Genomic DNA, 14,794 nt, shown 5'->3' with positions numbered 1-14,794 from the left:
CGACCGCGGGATAGACTCGTCCGCATGCCCGCCTCCCGTGATGACGTCCGCCTCACCTGGCCGACCACCCCGGAGGTGGCGCGCCCCGGCCGACTGAGCGGACTGCACCGGTACACCGCAGACGGCGTCGAACCGGTGTCCACTCCGGCACCCGACGACAACCTCCTGTTGCGCGGCGACAACCTCCCCGGACTGCGCGCCCTGGCGCCTCTGCTGGCCGGGTCGGTCCAGCTCATCTACATCGACCCGCCCTACAACACCGGCAGCACGGACTACGTCTACGCCGACCGGCGCAGCCGGGCCGACTGGCTCAGCTTCATGCAGGCCCGCATCAACGCAGCCCTGCCGCTGTTGGCCCCCGACGGCGTGTTCATCGCCCAGTGCAGCTTCCACCAGTCGGCCTACCTCGAGGTGCTTCTCGACCAGACCCCCGGCCTGCACAAGGTCGCCGTCCTCCACGCCCTGGTCCGTCACCCCGACCGGGCATTGACGGCCGACAAGCAGTTCAACGACGTCGTCGAGCAGATCCTCATCTACTCCCCCGACCCCGCCTTCCGCATGCCCGGCCGGATGAAGGAGCGCGACCTCAGCGACTACCGCTGGGACGTTGAACTCACCGGCCCCGGGCGCGCGGTCACCCTGGGCGGCCGCGCCTGCACCATCTACCCCCCGGACGCCTGGCGCAAGGTCGACACCGGCGCCGGCCTGGGCACCTTCCGCACCCACTCCATCCGTGGCTCGCTGCGCGAGAAGAACTCCTCGGGCCGGTTCTGGGTCGCCCATCTCGAAGGGCTCGAGCTGGCGCCACTCACGCTTATCGACGTCCCCGGCATCGGCGACGACGGCCTCGGTCACCGTTTCTTCCACACCCCGAAACCCGGCAACCGCAACGGCTCCTACTTCCAGGGTGTTCCGCAGTCCTCGTCCCACACCCGGCTGCCCTACCCCAACTTCCTCGACGTCCACGAGGCCTACAATAAAGTCACTGCCGAAGGCGGGGTGAGTTTCCGCAACGGCAAGAAGCCCGAGTCCCTGCTGCGCACCCTCATCGAGTTGTTCACCGACCCCGACGAGACGGTCCTGGACTACCACGCCGGCTCCGGCACGACCGCCGCCGTGGCCCACAAGCTCGGCCGCCGGCACATCAGCATCGAGCAGCGGGAATGGGCCGAGACGATCGCCCTGGCCCGGCTGCGGGGAGTCATCGGCGGGGAACAGTCCGGTATCTCCGCGGACGTCGGCTGGACCAGCGGTGGCAGCGTGGTCTACGGAGAGATCGGCTGAGCCGGCCGCTCACCCCAGACGTTCGAAGATGTTGGGCAGCAGCGGCAGCACCACACCCAGGGTGTCGCGGACAGCCCCCGTGGAGCTGGGTGAGTTGATGATCAGCGCGTCCGCCGCACCCCGGCCGGTCAACCCGATGAGCGCCCGGGACAGGCCGGCGTGCGGCGAGTGGCTGAGCCCCTCGACGAGGACCTGGGTCATCAGCCCGGTGAGGGTGACCTCGAGCAGCGGGGCGGTGGCCTCCGGGGTCTGATTGCGGGGCCCGAGGCCGGTGCCGCCGACGGTGAGGATGACGCGGTGGCCGGCGGCGCGGGCGTCGGCAAGCGCGGCACTGACCGCGTCCAGGCCCTCCTCGACGATGACCACCGGGGCGTCGACACCCACCTCGGCGAGCAGTTCCCGGGCGAGCGGGCCCGCCTTGTCCACTCGCTCGCCCGAGTGGACGCGGTCGGAGGCGACGATGATGACGCCGCTGAGCGTGGGGCTCATGACCCTTCCTTCCTTCAGATTCATAGGCTGCGACAGGGTGTGACATATGCCATAGCGAGGGCGGTGACGCAGGCGACACCGGATGCCCGATCGGACTACCTGCGCCATCGGGACCGGGGGTGCATTTCCGCAACAGAAACGTGCGCTAAATAAGCCCGGAAGTTTCCTCACTATCGTTAGACACCGCAGGTCAGAGCCTATACCGTGGATTTAACTAACGCCTAACAATGAATATTGCACCCCCTGTCTAGCGAGGAATTCATGAGCACTGCCCTCAACACCGACGGACGGGTCCTGCACGGCTGGGACCCCGAGAACGAGGAGACCTGGGACTCCGGCATCGCCTGGCGCACCCTGTGGATCTCCACCGCCACCCTCTTCATGGCCTTCTGTACCTGGTACCTGGTCTCGGCCATCGCGCCGGTGCTCAACCAGATCGGCTTCGACCTCTCCACCGCCCAGCTCTACTGGCTGACCTCCCTGCCCGGCCTCGCCGGCGGCCTCCTGCGCCTGATCTTCATGTTCCTGCCGCCCATCCTGGGCACCCGCCGACTCGTCTCCATCTCCTCCCTGCTGTTCGTCATCCCGATGCTCGGCTGGTTCTTCGCCGTCCAGAACACCGGCACCCCCTTCTGGTGGCTGCTCGTCCTCGCCTTCCTCACCGGCATCGGCGGCGGCGTGTTCTCCGGCTTTATGCCGTCCACCGGCTACTTCTTCCCCAAGCGACTCTCCGGCACCGCCCTCGGCCTGCAGGCCGGACTCGGCAACTTCGGCGTCTCCTTCATCCTGCTCGTCGCCCCCTGGCTCATGGGCCTGACGCTCATGGGCATCGGCTTCGTCGCCCCGCAGCGATCCGGCGACACCGAACTGTTCGTCCACAACCCGGCGATCGTCATGGTGCCGTGGGCGATCGTCATGGCCGTCGTCGCCTGGATCTTCCTCAAGGACGTGCCGGTCACCGCGAACTTCCGCCAGCAGATCGACATCTTCGGCAACAAGAACACCTGGATCCTCACCATCGCCTACCTCATGACCTTCGGTGCCTTCTCCGGGTTCGCCGCGCAGCTGGCCCTGATCATCAACAACGTCTACGGCGCCAACTCCGAGTTCGCCGCCACCTACGCCGTCGAGGACCTGCCCAAGGGCGCGGCCTTCGCCTTCCTCGGCCCCCTCATCGGCTCCCTCGTCCGCGCCGCCTGGGGCCCGCTGTGCGACAAGTTCGGCGGCGCCATCTGGACCTTCGTCTCCGGTGTCGGCATGACCCTGTCCACCATCGTCGCCGCCCTCTTCCTCACCCCCGACAACCCGGACCAGTTCTGGTGGTTCCTCGGCGCCATGCTCTTCCTGTTCTTCTTCTCCGGCATCGGCAACGCCTCCACCTTCAAGCAGATGCCCATGATCCTGCCCAAGCGCCAGGCCGGCGGTGTCATCGGCTGGACCGGCGCCATCGCCGCCTTCGGCCCCTTCATCGTCGGCGTCCTGCTCTCGATGATGGCCCCGGCCGTCTTCTTCTGGGGCTGCGTGGTCTTCTTCGCCTTCGCCACCACCCTCGTGTGGATCTACTACGCCCGCCCCAACGCCCCCTTCCCCGGCTGATCTCCCCACTGACCAGTACGTTTAAGGACACCCGACATGACGACAACCTCCAGCTCCCCCGGCACCGGGAGCACCGCCCAGTCCGCCGGCCACGCCAACCCGCTGTTCCGCTTCGGCAGCTACCTGCGCAAGGGACAGGTCTCCGACAGCGGGCAGCAGCTGTTTCTCAAGGGCGGCCGCCAGGCGGACATCTTCTACCGCAACCGCTGGTCCTTCGACAAGATGGTGCGCTCCACCCACGGCGTCAACTGCACCGGCTCCTGCTCCTGGAAGGTCTACGTCAAAGACGGCGTGATCACCTGGGAATCCCAGGCCGTCGACTACCCCGCCACCGGCCCGGACATGCCCGACTATGAGCCCCGCGGCTGCCCCCGCGGTGCCTCCTTCTCCTGGTACACCTACTCCCCCACCCGCATCCGCTTCCCCTACGCCCGCGGCGCCCTCGTGGACATGTACCGCGAGGGCAAGGTCCGCCTGGGCGACCCCGTCCTGGCGTGGCGCGAGATCGTGGAGACCCCGGAGAAGCGGCACGCCTACGTCTCCCAGCGCGGCAAGGGCGGCCTGATCCGCATCTCCTACGAGGAGGCCATCGAGATCGCCGCCGCCGCCCACACCTACACCATCCGCCAGTACGGCCCGGACCGGATCGCCGGCTTCACCGTCATCCCCGCGATGTCCCAGGTCTCCTACGGCGCCGGCACCCGCTTCCTGCAGATGATCGGCGGCGTCGCCCTGTCCTTCTACGACTGGTACGCCGACCTCCCGCCGGCCTCCCCGCAGACCTTCGGCGACCAGACCGACGTCCCCGAATCCGGCGACTGGTACAACTCCTCCTACCTCATGATGTGGGGATCGAACATCCCGGTCACCCGCACCCCGGACTCCCACTTCATGGTGGAGACCCGCTACAACGGCACCAAGGTCGTCGTCGTCTCCCCCGACTTCGCCGACAACACCAAGTTCGCCGACGAGTGGCTGCGCATCAACCCCGGCACCGACGCCGCCCTCGCGTTCGCCATGGGCCACGTCATCCTCTCCGAGTTCCACGTCGGGAAGCAGACCCCGTACTTCCTCGACTACATGCGCCGGTACACCGACGCCCCGTTCCTCATCGAACTCGACGAACGCGACGACGGCACCTGGACGCCGGGCAAGTTCCTCACCGCCTCCCACCTCGACGACTCCCACGCCGACCTCCGCGACTCCGCCAACGCCACCCACCGTCTGCTCATGATGCAGCCCGACGGCAGCGTCGTCGACCCCGGCGGCACCCTCGCCGACCGCTACGGCGACGACGGCGTGGGCAAGTGGAACCTCCGCCAGGACGGCGTGGACACCATCATGTCCGTCGCCGACACCGGCGAGTACGGCACCGCTGAGGTGCTCTTCCCCCGCTTCGACCTCGACGCGGACCCCGACGACATCGACGGCTCCGGCCCCATCGGCGCCGGCGTGGTCTCCCGCGGCGTCCCCTACCGCGAGGTCGACGGCCGCAAGGTCACCACCGTCTTCGACGTCATGCTCGCCCACTACGGCGTGGCCCGCCCCGAACTGAACCTGCCGGGCCAGTGGCCCACCGACTTCCACGACGCCACCTCCCCCGGCACCCCGGCCTGGCAGGAGGAGCTCACCGGTGTGCCCGCCAACGCCGCCATCCGCATCGGCCGGGAGTTCGCGCAGAACGCCGACGACTCGAAGGGCCGCAGCCAGATCATCATGGGCGCGGGCGTGAACCACTACTTCCACGCCGACAACATCTACCGCACCTTCCTGGCCCTGACCTCGATGTGCGGCACCCAGGGTGTCAACGGCGGCGGCTGGGCCCACTACGTCGGCCAGGAGAAACTGCGCCCGATGAACGGCTGGTCCCAGTACGCCTTCGCCCTCGACTGGCAGCGCCCGGCGCGCCAGATGATCACCACCGGCTTCTACTACCTGACCACCGACCAGTGGCGCTACGACAACTCCAAGGCCTCCCGCCTGGCGTCCCCGCTGGCCAACCGCGGGGTGGTGGGCAACAAGTCACTGTCGGACACGCTCATCGAGTCGATGAAACGCGGCTGGATGCCCGCCTACCCCCAGTTCAACCGCAACCCCCTGCTGCTGGCCGACGAGGCCGAGGCCAAGGGCATGGACATCAAAGACTACGTGGTCTCCGAACTCGAGTCCGGCAACATGCAGTTCGCCGCCGAGGACCCGGACGCCCCGGAGAACTGGCCGCGCATCCTGCTCAACTGGCGCACCAACCTCATGGGCTCCTCCGCCAAGGGCACCGAGTTCTTCCTCCGCCACATGCTCGGCGTCGACTCCGACGCCACCGCCGTGGAACTGGAACCGCACGAACGCCCCGAGTCCATCGCCTGGCGGGACGAGGCACCCCAGGGCAAGCTCGACCTGATGCTCACCACGGACTTCCGGAACACCTCCACGACGCTGGTCTCCGACATCGTCCTCCCGGCGGCCACCTGGTACGAGAAGCACGACCTGTCCACCACGGACATGCACCCGTTCATCCACTCCTTCAACGCGGCGATCAACCCGCCGTGGGAGGCCCGGACCGACTTCGAGGTCTTCCGCGACCTGTCCAAGTCCGTCTCCGAGCAGGCCGTGACGTGGCTGGGCACCCAGACCGACCTCATCACCGCCCCGCTGGGCCACGACTCCCCCGACGAGCTGAACATGCCCAACGGCATCGTCCCCGACATCGGCGAATCAGGCCTGGTCCCCGGCAAGACGATGGCCAAGCTCATCCCCGTCGAACGCGACTACACCCGGATCCACGAGAAGTGGACCCACCTCGGACCGCTCACCGGCAAGGCCGGCACCGGCGTGCACGGCACCCCCTACGACGTGTCCACGCAGGTCGAGGAGCTTGGACTGATCAACGGCACCTCGGAGACCTTCATCGGTGAGCGCCCCGACCTGGACACCGACATCAAGGTCATCGAGATGATCCTCCACCTGTCTGGTGTGTCTAACGGCGCGGTGGCCAAGGAGGGCTTCACCAACCAGGGCGCCCGCGTCGGCGCGGACATGACCGACCTCTACTCCGGCAACGAGGGCACCCGCATCAACTGGGACGCCATCAAGGAACGCCCCACCGAGGTGATCACCTCCCCGGAGTGGACCGGCTCGAAGCGTGGCGGACGCCGCTACACGGCGTTCTCCATCAACATCGAGTACGACAAGCCCTTCCACACCCTGTCGGGCCGGATGCACTACTACCTCGACCACGACTGGTTCCTCGACTACGGCGAGGCCCTCCCGGTGTTCCGCCCGCCACTGGACCGCATGCACCTCAACGGGGAGACCAACCCGGGTCAGCTCGTGCGCGGCGAGGACGGCAACCCCGAGGTCACCGTCCGCTACCTCACCCCGCACAACAAGTGGTCGATCCACTCGCAGTACTTCGACAACCTCCACGTCCTGTCCATCTCCCGTGGTGGCCAGGTGGTGTGGATGTCCGACAAGGACGCCGCCAAGATCGGCGTCGCCGACAACGAGTGGATCGAGGTGTACAACCGCAACGGCATCGTCTCGGCCCGCGCGATCGTCTCCCACCGCATCCCGGAGGGCACGGCGATCATGAACCACGCCCAGGAACGCACCGTGGGCACCCCGCTCAACGAGAACACCGGCCGCCGCGGCGGCACCCACAACTCGCTCACCCGCATCATGATCAAACCGGTGCACGTCGCGGGCGGCTACGGCCACCTGACCTACGGCTTCAACTACATCGGCCCCACCGGCAACAACCGCGACGAGGTCACCCGCATCCGTCGCCGCTCCCAGGAGGTGCAGTTCTAATGAAGGTTATGGCTCAGATCGCCATGGTCATGAACCTGGACAAGTGCATCGGCTGCCACACCTGTTCCGTCACCTGCAAGCAGGCGTGGACCAACCGTGAGGGCACCGAGTACATCTGGTTCAACAACGTCGAGACCCGCCCCGGCGTCGGCTACCCGCGCGGCTGGGAGGATCAGGACAAGTGGGAGGGCGGCTGGACCCGCACCTCCTCCGGCAGGCTCAAGCCGCGTTCCGGTGGCCGCCTGTCCAAGCTGTTCAACATCTTCCACAACCCCAAGCTGCCCGGCATCCAGGACTACTACGAACCCTGGACCTACGAGTACGACAAGCTGCTGTCCACCCCGGGCAACCAGAACACCCAGCCCACCGCCCGCCCGGTCTCCCAGATCGACGGCCGCGAGATGAACACCATCTCCTGGTCCTCCAACTGGGACGACAACCTCGGCGGCTCCACGGCCACGATGGACGAGGATCCGGTTCTGCACCAGATGAATCTCACGGTGCAGAAGGAGATCGAGGACACCTTCATGTTCTATCTCCCCCGCATCTGCGAGCACTGCCTCAACCCCACATGTGTGTCCTCCTGCCCCTCCGGCGCGATGTACAAGCGCACGGAGGACGGGATCGTCCTCGTCGACCAGGACCAGTGCCGCGGCTGGCGCATGTGTGTCTCCGGTTGCCCGTACAAGAAGGTCTACTTCAACCACAAGTCCGGCAAGGCCGAGAAGTGCACGCTGTGCTACCCGCGCATCGAGGTCGGCCAGCCCACCGTCTGCTCCGAGACCTGCGTCGGACGCCTGCGCTACCTCGGTGTCCTGCTGTACGACGCCGACCGCGTCGCCGACGCCGCCTCCGTCGAGAATCCGCAGGACCTGCTCCAGGCCCAGAAGGACATCCTCCTCGACCCGCGCGATCCGCGCGTCATCGACGCCGCCACCCAGGCAGGTATCCCCCACTCCTGGATCGACGCCGCCCAGCAGTCCCCCATCTGGGACCTCATCTTCACCTACGAGGTGGCCCTGCCGCTGCACCCGGAGTACCGCACCCTCCCGATGGTCTGGTATATCCCGCCGCTGTCCCCGGTCGTCGACCAGGTGACCGCCTCCGGCAACGACGGCGAGGACCACAAGATCCTCTTCACCGCCCTGTCGACCATGCGCATCCCGCTGGAGTACCTCGCCGGGCTGTTCACCGCCGGTGACACCGCCCCGGTCGAACGCTCCCTGCGCCGCCTGGTGGCCATGCGTTCCTACATGCGCGATCTCAACCTGGGCAACGAGCCCCAGGAGGACATCGCGCAGGCCGTCGGCATGACCGGCAGGCAGATCCAGAAGATGTACCGGCTGCTCGGCATCGCCAAGTACGACGACCGCTACGTCATCCCCACCGCCTCCCCGGAGTCCGCCCGCGGCATCACCTCCCTCGACCCCTTCGGTGGCGTCGACCCCTCCGACCCGACCCTGCAGTTCCCCGACCTGGGCGAGGGTGCCCCGGAGGCCTGCACCAGCCACGCCGCCGAGCCCGCCGGCAAGGTCTCGCTGCTCAGCTGGACCGGTGACCGACCGGAGGGCATGTTCCCTCCCCGCCGGGATGAGGGATAGCCATGGCCCGCACCCCCGTCGGGATCATCCCCGAGGACGTCACCCGCTCCGTCGCCGTCAGCGACGACCAGCGGCGCACCGTCGCCATGGCCGCCTCGCTGCTCCTGGACTATCCGGGAGATGACCACGGTGCGAAGATCGCGGCCGTCGACACGCTCCTGGACACCCTGCCCCCGGCCATCGGCGCCGAACTCGCCGCCTTCACCGACGCCGCCCGCACCCTCGGCCTGCGGGGCCTGCAGGAACACTATGTGGAGACCTTCGACCAGCGCCGACGCTGCTCCCTGTTCCTGTCCTACTACTCCGTCGGCGACACCCGCCAACGCGGCACCGCCATCCTCGCGTTCCGGCAGGCACTCGAACAACTCGGCTTCGAGGAGCAGCGCGAGGAACTGCCCGACCACCTGTGTGTCGTCCTCGAGGCGGTCGCCATGTCCGAGGGCCGGATCCACGGGCAGGCCGTGGAGATGCTTGCCGCCCACCGCGACGGACTGGAGGTCCTGCGGGCGGCCCTCCAGCACCAGAACTCCCCCTTCGCGCACCTCGTCATCGCGGTGGCCATGGCCCTTCCCACCATCGACGCCGAGACCGCCCACAACTACCTCGACCTCATCCGTTCGGGGCCGCCGGCCGAGCTCGTCGGCATCGGCACCCCACTGCCCTTCCCCACCGCCCAACCGGACCTGACTTAGGACACCACCATGGCCAACTACAACGAATTCCTGTGGGTCGCCTTCCCCTGGCTGGCGATCGCCGCATTCGTCATCGGCATCATCTGGCGCTGGCGCACCGACCAATTCGGCTGGACCAGCCACTCCACCCAGATCTACGAATCCAAGCTCCTGCGACTGTCGTCCCCGCTGTTCCACTGGGGCATGGTCTTCGTCGTCATCGGCCACCTCATGGGCCTGGCGATCCCGAAGTCCTGGACCCGGTCCGTCGGCATCAGTGACGCCGTCTACCACGCCATCGCCACCTACCCCGGCACCGTCGCCGGCATCGCCGCCCTCCTCGGCCTGGCCGGCCTGCTCTACCGGCGCATCGTCAACCGCTCCGTCTTCCTCGCCACCTCCACCTCCGACAAGGTGATGTACGTCCTCCTCGGCGGGGCCATCCTCACCGGCTTCTTCGCCACCGTCTCCCTCCAGCTCTTCGGCGACGCCCACGGCTACGACTACCGCGAGACCATCTCCCCGTGGCTGCGCCAGCTCCTGGTGTTCAACGCCCACCCCGAGCTCATGGTCGACGTGCCCTGGCAGTTCAAGCTCCACGTCATCGCCGGATTCACCCTCATCGCCGTGTGGCCGTTCACCCGCCTGGTCCACGCCTTCTCCGCCCCCGTCGGCTACACCACCCGCCCGTACGTGGTCTACCGCTCCCGCGACACCCGCACCGGCCCCGTCAAGGAGCACGTCGCCTGGGAGCCGATCCGCTCCCACACCGAACAGCTCGACGAACGCAACGAGACTCCGTCGCGCGGCGCCTGACGGATCCGGTGGAGGGCTGATCCCGCATGGTGCGGGATCAGCCTGTCGGGATCAGGGGTCAGGGGGGACGGCGATCGGTCGCAACATCTCACATCTCACACGACGTCGCAGTGCATTATCCCTGTCCGGAGAAAATCCCTTGTAAGGTTCTGCAGCGACACCCCGGCAACCCCTGAATGGCCCCACCACCCCGACACGACCCCGAAAGTTCCATGACCCGTCACCGTTTCGCGCTCCTCGCGGCCCTGCTCGCCGCCGGCACGGCAACCGCCGCGGCCTGCGTCCCGCTTCCCGAGAACGCACCCCCGAGCACGGAGGAGGCCGCGCCGCAGGTCATCGTCATGGGGGCGGCGTCGACACGCGTGCTCAACTCGGACCTGACCGACATCGCAGACGCTGACCTGTTGTTCGTCAACGCGGGATCCTCGACGCTGGTGCAGCAGCTGGCGGACGGGGCACCCGGGGATGTGCTCCTCACCGCCGACCAGGCCACGATGGATCAGGCCGTGGCGCAGGGGCTGGTGACGGATCCGCAGGTGGTGGCCACGAACTCGATGGTGATGGTCGTGCCGGCCGGCAATCCGGCCGATGTCGGGTCCTCCGATGATCTCGCCGACGCGGACGTGGTGCTGTGTGATCCGCAGGTGCCGTGCGGGAAGGTGTCTGAGGCGCTCATCGATGAACAGGACATCGACGTCACCCCGGTCTCGCTCGAGCACTCCGTCTCCGATGTGCTGGGCAAGGTCGTCTCGGGGGAGGCGGATGCCGGGTGGGTCTACCGGACGGACGCGCAGGCCGCGGGGAACCGGGTGGAGGTCATCGACCTTCCCGGGGCGGAGGCGCACCCGAACAGCATCGTCGCCGCGGTGACGGGGTCCTCGACGGATCCCGCCGCGGCCTCCGCGTTCGTCTCACTGCTCCGCTCGCCCGAGGCCGCCGATGTCTGGCGGGACCACGGCTTCACTCCGGCGGAATCCTGAGCCGTATCCTGATGAGCATGTCCGCTCCCCGCCCCATACTCCCCCGGCCGCCGGTGGTCGTGGTGGTGCTGGGTGTGGTGGGTCTGCTGCTTATTCTCGGTCCGGTCCTCGCACTCGGTGTGCGGGTGCCGTGGTCGCGGGTCGGTGAGGTGCTCGCCGATCCGGACACCGCGCAGCTGCTCACGGTCTCGTTCGCGTCCGCGGCGTGGGCGACGGTGATCACCGTGGGCCTGGGGGTTCCGCTGGCCGTGTGGTTGCGGCACCTGCGTCGCGGTGGTCGGCTCGTCCGCCTGCTGGTGCTGCTGCCGCTGGCCATGCCGCCGGTGGTCGGTGGTCTGGCGCTCACGGCGGCGGTGGGTCGGCGCGGGGTCACCGCCCCGCTTCTCGACGCCCTCGGTCTCCAGTTCGCCTTCGCCTTCCCCGGCGTTGTCCTCGCCCACGTGTTCATCGCCCTGCCGTTTGTCGTGGTCACCGTCGATGCGGCCGCCCGCCAGCTCGACCCGGAGGTCGGCGCCAGCGCCGCGGGGGTGGGCATGTCCCCCGGGGAGATTCTCCGGAAGATCCAGCTGCCGGCGCTTCTCCCCGCGATCGCCACGGGTGCCGGCCTGGCCTTCGCCCGGTCGCTCGGCGAGTTCGGTACGACGCTGACCTTCGCCGGCTCCATGCCCGGGGTCACCCGCACCATGCCGTTGGGCATCTACCTCGAACGCGAGACGGACCCGGGTCGGGCGTACGTGCTCGGCGCGGTGCTCATCATCGCCGCGGTGCTCGTCCTCGGTCTCGCGGCACTGCCCGCGGCACTGGCCCGCACGCCGGAACCCCGCGCCCGCCGGCTCGGGGAACTGGACCTGGAGCGGCTCCGGACTCTCACCGCCCCGGTGGCCGGGGGTCAGCCGGTTCTCGCCGGTGGCACGGCATTTCCCGCGAACCGGATCACCGCGGTCGTCGGCCCCAACGGCTCCGGTAAGTCGACGCTCATGGGACGCGTGGCGGGACGGCTGGCCGGTGGGGACGTGGACGTCGATACGCGGGGGGTGGTGCTGCTCACCCAACGCCCCGGGCTTCCGCCCACAGCGACCGTCGCCGGCGCCGTCACCATGGTGACGCGCGATGCGCGGCGCACCACCGAGCTTCTCGACGCCGCCGGCCTCACCCCCCTGCGCGACATCGCCGTCCCAGCCCTGTCCGGGGGGCAGGCCGCCCAGGTCGCGCTGCTGCGCGCGCTGGCGGCCCGGCCGTCGGTGCTCATCCTCGATGAACCGCTGGCGGCCGTCGATGTCGCCTCCGCCGACCGGTGGCGACGCCTGCTGGCATCCGCCGCCCAGGACCGGACGACGTTGCTGGTCACCCACGATCCGCTCGAGGTGGCGACCTTGTCCGAACATCTCGTCGTCCTCGCCGGTGGCGAGATCACCGCGGCCGGTCCGACGGCCGATCTGCTGACCCGTCCGCCGGACGATTTCGTGGCCACGCTGGCCGGAATCGTCCGGATTGTCGGGATTGTCACCGCCGAAGAAGTTGACACGGTCACTATTTTAGGCCAAGAATTGGAGGTGACAGGCACGTCAGCGGCCCCGCGGGAGCAGTCCCTCAGGGTCGGAGACACCGCGGTCGCCACGTTCGCACCGGAGGCGACGACCCTGCGTCTGCCCACCACGGACCCCCACCGGGAGTCCGCCCGGAATGTGTGGACAGGGGTCGTCGAATCGGTGTCCGCGACGACCTCGGGAGCCGCAACGATCGTCCACGTGACGGTCGGTGGCCACCGGATGAGCATCCCCGTCACCCGCCGGTCGGTGCTCGAGCTGGGGCTTGCACCCGGAACGACAATTGAATGCGTCACCAAGGCGGTGGCGATCAACGTGTATCCGCAGCACCGGCGGATCAGAGGAGAGTGATCCACATGACCGGCGACCCCGCCCCGCGGCCGGCCACCGACCTGTTCCCGGAGCATCTCCAGTTGAGCCTGAAACAGCGCGAGGTCCTCGACGCACTCCAGTCCTTCCCCCGTGGGGCCAGGTCCTTCGAGCTCGCGGAGCAGCTGGGGATGCACGTCAACACCGCCCGCGGTCATCTCGACGAACTCGTCGCCCGGGGTGCCGTCCGGGTCTCCTCCCTGCCCGCCGAGGGCCGGGGTCGACCCTCCTACATCTTCCAGGTCCGGGTGCCCGACAACCGCACCGTCGCCGACGAGTACGTCTCGCTGGTGGAGGTCCTCGCCGGGATGCTCACCGACACCACGTCCACCACACCCGAGAACATGGACCGGGCCCGCGAGATCGGCCGCGCCTGGGCCCGACGCATGGGCGTCCGGGTGGAACCCGCGCGCTCCCACTCGGAGACCCTCGACCGACTCTTCGTCCGGCTCCGCGACATGGGCTTCGACCCGGTGGCCCTCCCCACCGAACGCCCCGAGGCCACCCCGTCGGTGGCGCTGCACTCCTGCCCCTTCATCACCGGGGACTCGCTGCCGTCGCCGTTCATCTGCGCCATCCACGAGGGGTTCATCGACGAGAGTCTGAGCGCCTCCGCCCCGCGGGGGCGGGCGGTCTCACTGAATCTGCGCCCCTTCGCCGGCGACGGCACCTGCCTCGTCGAGATCAGCGGCGACCGGAACGGTTAGGCGCGCGAGACCTCGGCGGTGACCGGACCCGCGACAGCGAGCTCGTGGACCTTGAGGCCGGCGGTGCGGGCCTCGTCGAGGATCGACCGATCGACCGGTTCCGTGGACAGGACCATGATGGTCGGGCCGGCACCCGAGAGGTAGGCGGCGTAACCGCGGTTGCGCAGCCGGTTGACCCACTCGGCCGTCACCGGCAGGACGTCGGCGCGATACGGCTGGTGCAGCCGGTCCCGGGTGCCCTCCCACAGCAGCTCCGGATGATTCTGCAGCGCGACGGTCATCACGGCCGTGCGGGAGACATTGAAGCGGGCGTCGGTGTGGGTGACGTGGCTGGGCAGCACGCGACGGACAGCCTGGGTGGAGGCGTGGAAGTCCGGCACCAGGGCGGTGGCCCGGATCCGCTCGTCCACCGGGACGCTCACCGCCCGGTAACCGGGCTGGGAACCGTCGACGGGAGTGGTGGTCCAGGACACCACCGCCGCGCCGAGGACGGAGGCGGCGGCGTTGTCGGGATGCCCCTCGAAGGCGGAGGAGAGCTGGACCACCTGCTCGGTGGTCAGCGGCTCACCCGCCAGCGCATTGCCGGCGACGACGCCGCCGACGGCGGCCGACGCCGAGGAGCCGAGCCCGCGGGACTGCGGGATGGTGTTGGTGCACACCACGCGCAGGCCCGGCGCCTGGGCGTCGGCGGCGTTGAGGGCCGAGCGGATGGCCTTGACCACGAGGTGCGAGCCGTCGCGGGGAAGGTCGTCCTCCCCCTCGCCGTACACCTCGACCTCGAGACCGGATTCGGTAATCTCGACCTCGATGGTGTCGTAGATGCCCAGAGCGAGACCCAGGGTGTCGAAACCCGGGCCCAGGTTGGCGGAGGAACCGGGGACGGTGACGGTGACCCGGGTGCCCACTTCGAGCTCGATGCTCACGTGC

General features: G+C 68.7%; 11 protein-coding genes. 9 read left to right on the top strand and 2 right to left on the bottom strand.

Annotated features, from left to right (window positions below):
• The first annotated feature begins 24 nt into the window (after nt 1-24).
• On the top strand, nt 25-1,284 hold the full coding sequence (locus tag QP029_RS09650) for a DNA methyltransferase (RefSeq protein ID WP_284874104.1): 1,260 nt from the start codon (nt 25-27) through the stop codon (nt 1,282-1,284).
• 9 nt (nt 1,285-1,293) lie between these two features.
• On the opposite strand, the gene QP029_RS09645 is transcribed toward QP029_RS09650, so the two are convergent.
• Nucleotides 1,294-1,773, bottom strand: a complete 480-nt coding sequence (locus QP029_RS09645; protein WP_284874103.1) for a molybdopterin-binding protein — start codon at nt 1,771-1,773, stop codon at nt 1,294-1,296.
• Between the two features lie 261 nt (nt 1,774-2,034).
• Here QP029_RS09645 and QP029_RS09640 point away from each other — a divergent pair, with 261 nt between their 5' ends.
• The 8 genes from QP029_RS09640 (at nt 2,035) to QP029_RS09605 (ending at nt 13,867) form a co-directional block, all read left to right on the top strand.
• Nucleotides 2,035-3,369: a nitrate/nitrite transporter gene (locus QP029_RS09640; RefSeq protein WP_284874102.1), complete on the top strand. Its 1,335-nt coding sequence runs from the start codon at nt 2,035-2,037 to the stop codon at nt 3,367-3,369.
• 36 nt (nt 3,370-3,405) lie between these two features.
• A complete protein-coding gene (locus tag QP029_RS09635; RefSeq protein ID WP_284874101.1) occupies nt 3,406-7,176 on the top strand; it encodes a nitrate reductase subunit alpha in 3,771 nt (1,256 codons plus the stop codon).
• On the top strand, nt 7,176-8,777 hold the full coding sequence (narH, locus tag QP029_RS09630) for a nitrate reductase subunit beta (protein WP_284874100.1): 1,602 nt from the start codon (nt 7,176-7,178) through the stop codon (nt 8,775-8,777). Before QP029_RS09635 ends, narH begins: the two co-directional genes overlap by 1 nt.
• A 2-nt stretch (nt 8,778-8,779) precedes the next feature.
• Complete coding sequence (gene narJ, locus QP029_RS09625; protein ID WP_284874099.1) at nt 8,780-9,469, top strand: nitrate reductase molybdenum cofactor assembly chaperone; 690 nt, start codon at nt 8,780-8,782, stop codon at nt 9,467-9,469.
• 9 nt (nt 9,470-9,478) lie between these two features.
• The gene (narI, locus tag QP029_RS09620; RefSeq protein ID WP_284874098.1) at nt 9,479-10,264 is read left to right on the top strand and encodes a respiratory nitrate reductase subunit gamma; all 786 of its coding nucleotides are present in this window, start codon (nt 9,479-9,481) and stop codon (nt 10,262-10,264) included.
• Between the two features lie 212 nt (nt 10,265-10,476).
• A complete protein-coding gene (gene modA / locus QP029_RS09615; RefSeq protein WP_284874097.1) occupies nt 10,477-11,244 on the top strand; it encodes a molybdate ABC transporter substrate-binding protein in 768 nt (255 codons plus the stop codon).
• Nucleotides 11,245-11,261: 17 nt separating this feature from the next.
• On the top strand, nt 11,262-13,142 hold the full coding sequence (locus QP029_RS09610) for an ATP-binding cassette domain-containing protein (RefSeq protein ID WP_284874096.1): 1,881 nt from the start codon (nt 11,262-11,264) through the stop codon (nt 13,140-13,142).
• A 5-nt stretch (nt 13,143-13,147) separates the two neighbouring features.
• On the top strand, nt 13,148-13,867 hold the full coding sequence (locus QP029_RS09605; protein ID WP_284874095.1) for a helix-turn-helix transcriptional regulator: 720 nt from the start codon (nt 13,148-13,150) through the stop codon (nt 13,865-13,867).
• Here the strand turns inward: QP029_RS09605 and thrB are convergent.
• Nucleotides 13,864-14,790 carry a homoserine kinase gene (gene thrB / locus QP029_RS09600; RefSeq protein ID WP_284874094.1) on the bottom strand — a complete coding sequence of 309 codons (927 nt, stop codon included), beginning with the start codon at nt 14,788-14,790 and terminating at the stop codon, nt 13,864-13,866. The genes QP029_RS09605 and thrB overlap by 4 nt on opposite strands.
• Nucleotides 14,791-14,794 lie beyond the last annotated feature (4 nt).

Source organism: Corynebacterium suedekumii (genome assembly GCF_030252185.1).
GTDB lineage: Bacteria > Actinomycetota > Actinomycetes > Mycobacteriales > Mycobacteriaceae > Corynebacterium > Corynebacterium suedekumii.
The sequence above is the reverse complement of the archived record's forward strand: the minus strand, read 5'-3'. Positions and strand labels throughout refer to the sequence as shown.

Excerpts from the sequence above, each read along its gene's own strand:
- QP029_RS09650 (WP_284874104.1), top strand. The coding sequence starts at position 25 with ATGCCCGCCTCCCGTGATGACGTCCGCCTCACCTGGCCGACCACCCCG.
- QP029_RS09645 (WP_284874103.1), bottom strand. The coding sequence starts at position 1,773 with ATGAGCCCCACGCTCAGCGGCGTCATCATCGTCGCCTCCGACCGCGTC.
- QP029_RS09640 (WP_284874102.1), top strand. The coding sequence starts at position 2,035 with ATGAGCACTGCCCTCAACACCGACGGACGGGTCCTGCACGGCTGGGAC.
- QP029_RS09635 (WP_284874101.1), top strand. The coding sequence starts at position 3,406 with ATGACGACAACCTCCAGCTCCCCCGGCACCGGGAGCACCGCCCAGTCC.
- narH (WP_284874100.1), top strand. The coding sequence starts at position 7,176 with ATGAAGGTTATGGCTCAGATCGCCATGGTCATGAACCTGGACAAGTGC.
- narJ (WP_284874099.1), top strand. The coding sequence starts at position 8,780 with ATGGCCCGCACCCCCGTCGGGATCATCCCCGAGGACGTCACCCGCTCC.
- narI (WP_284874098.1), top strand. The coding sequence starts at position 9,479 with ATGGCCAACTACAACGAATTCCTGTGGGTCGCCTTCCCCTGGCTGGCG.
- modA (WP_284874097.1), top strand. The coding sequence starts at position 10,477 with ATGACCCGTCACCGTTTCGCGCTCCTCGCGGCCCTGCTCGCCGCCGGC.
- QP029_RS09610 (WP_284874096.1), top strand. The coding sequence starts at position 11,262 with ATGTCCGCTCCCCGCCCCATACTCCCCCGGCCGCCGGTGGTCGTGGTG.
- QP029_RS09605 (WP_284874095.1), top strand. The coding sequence starts at position 13,148 with ATGACCGGCGACCCCGCCCCGCGGCCGGCCACCGACCTGTTCCCGGAG.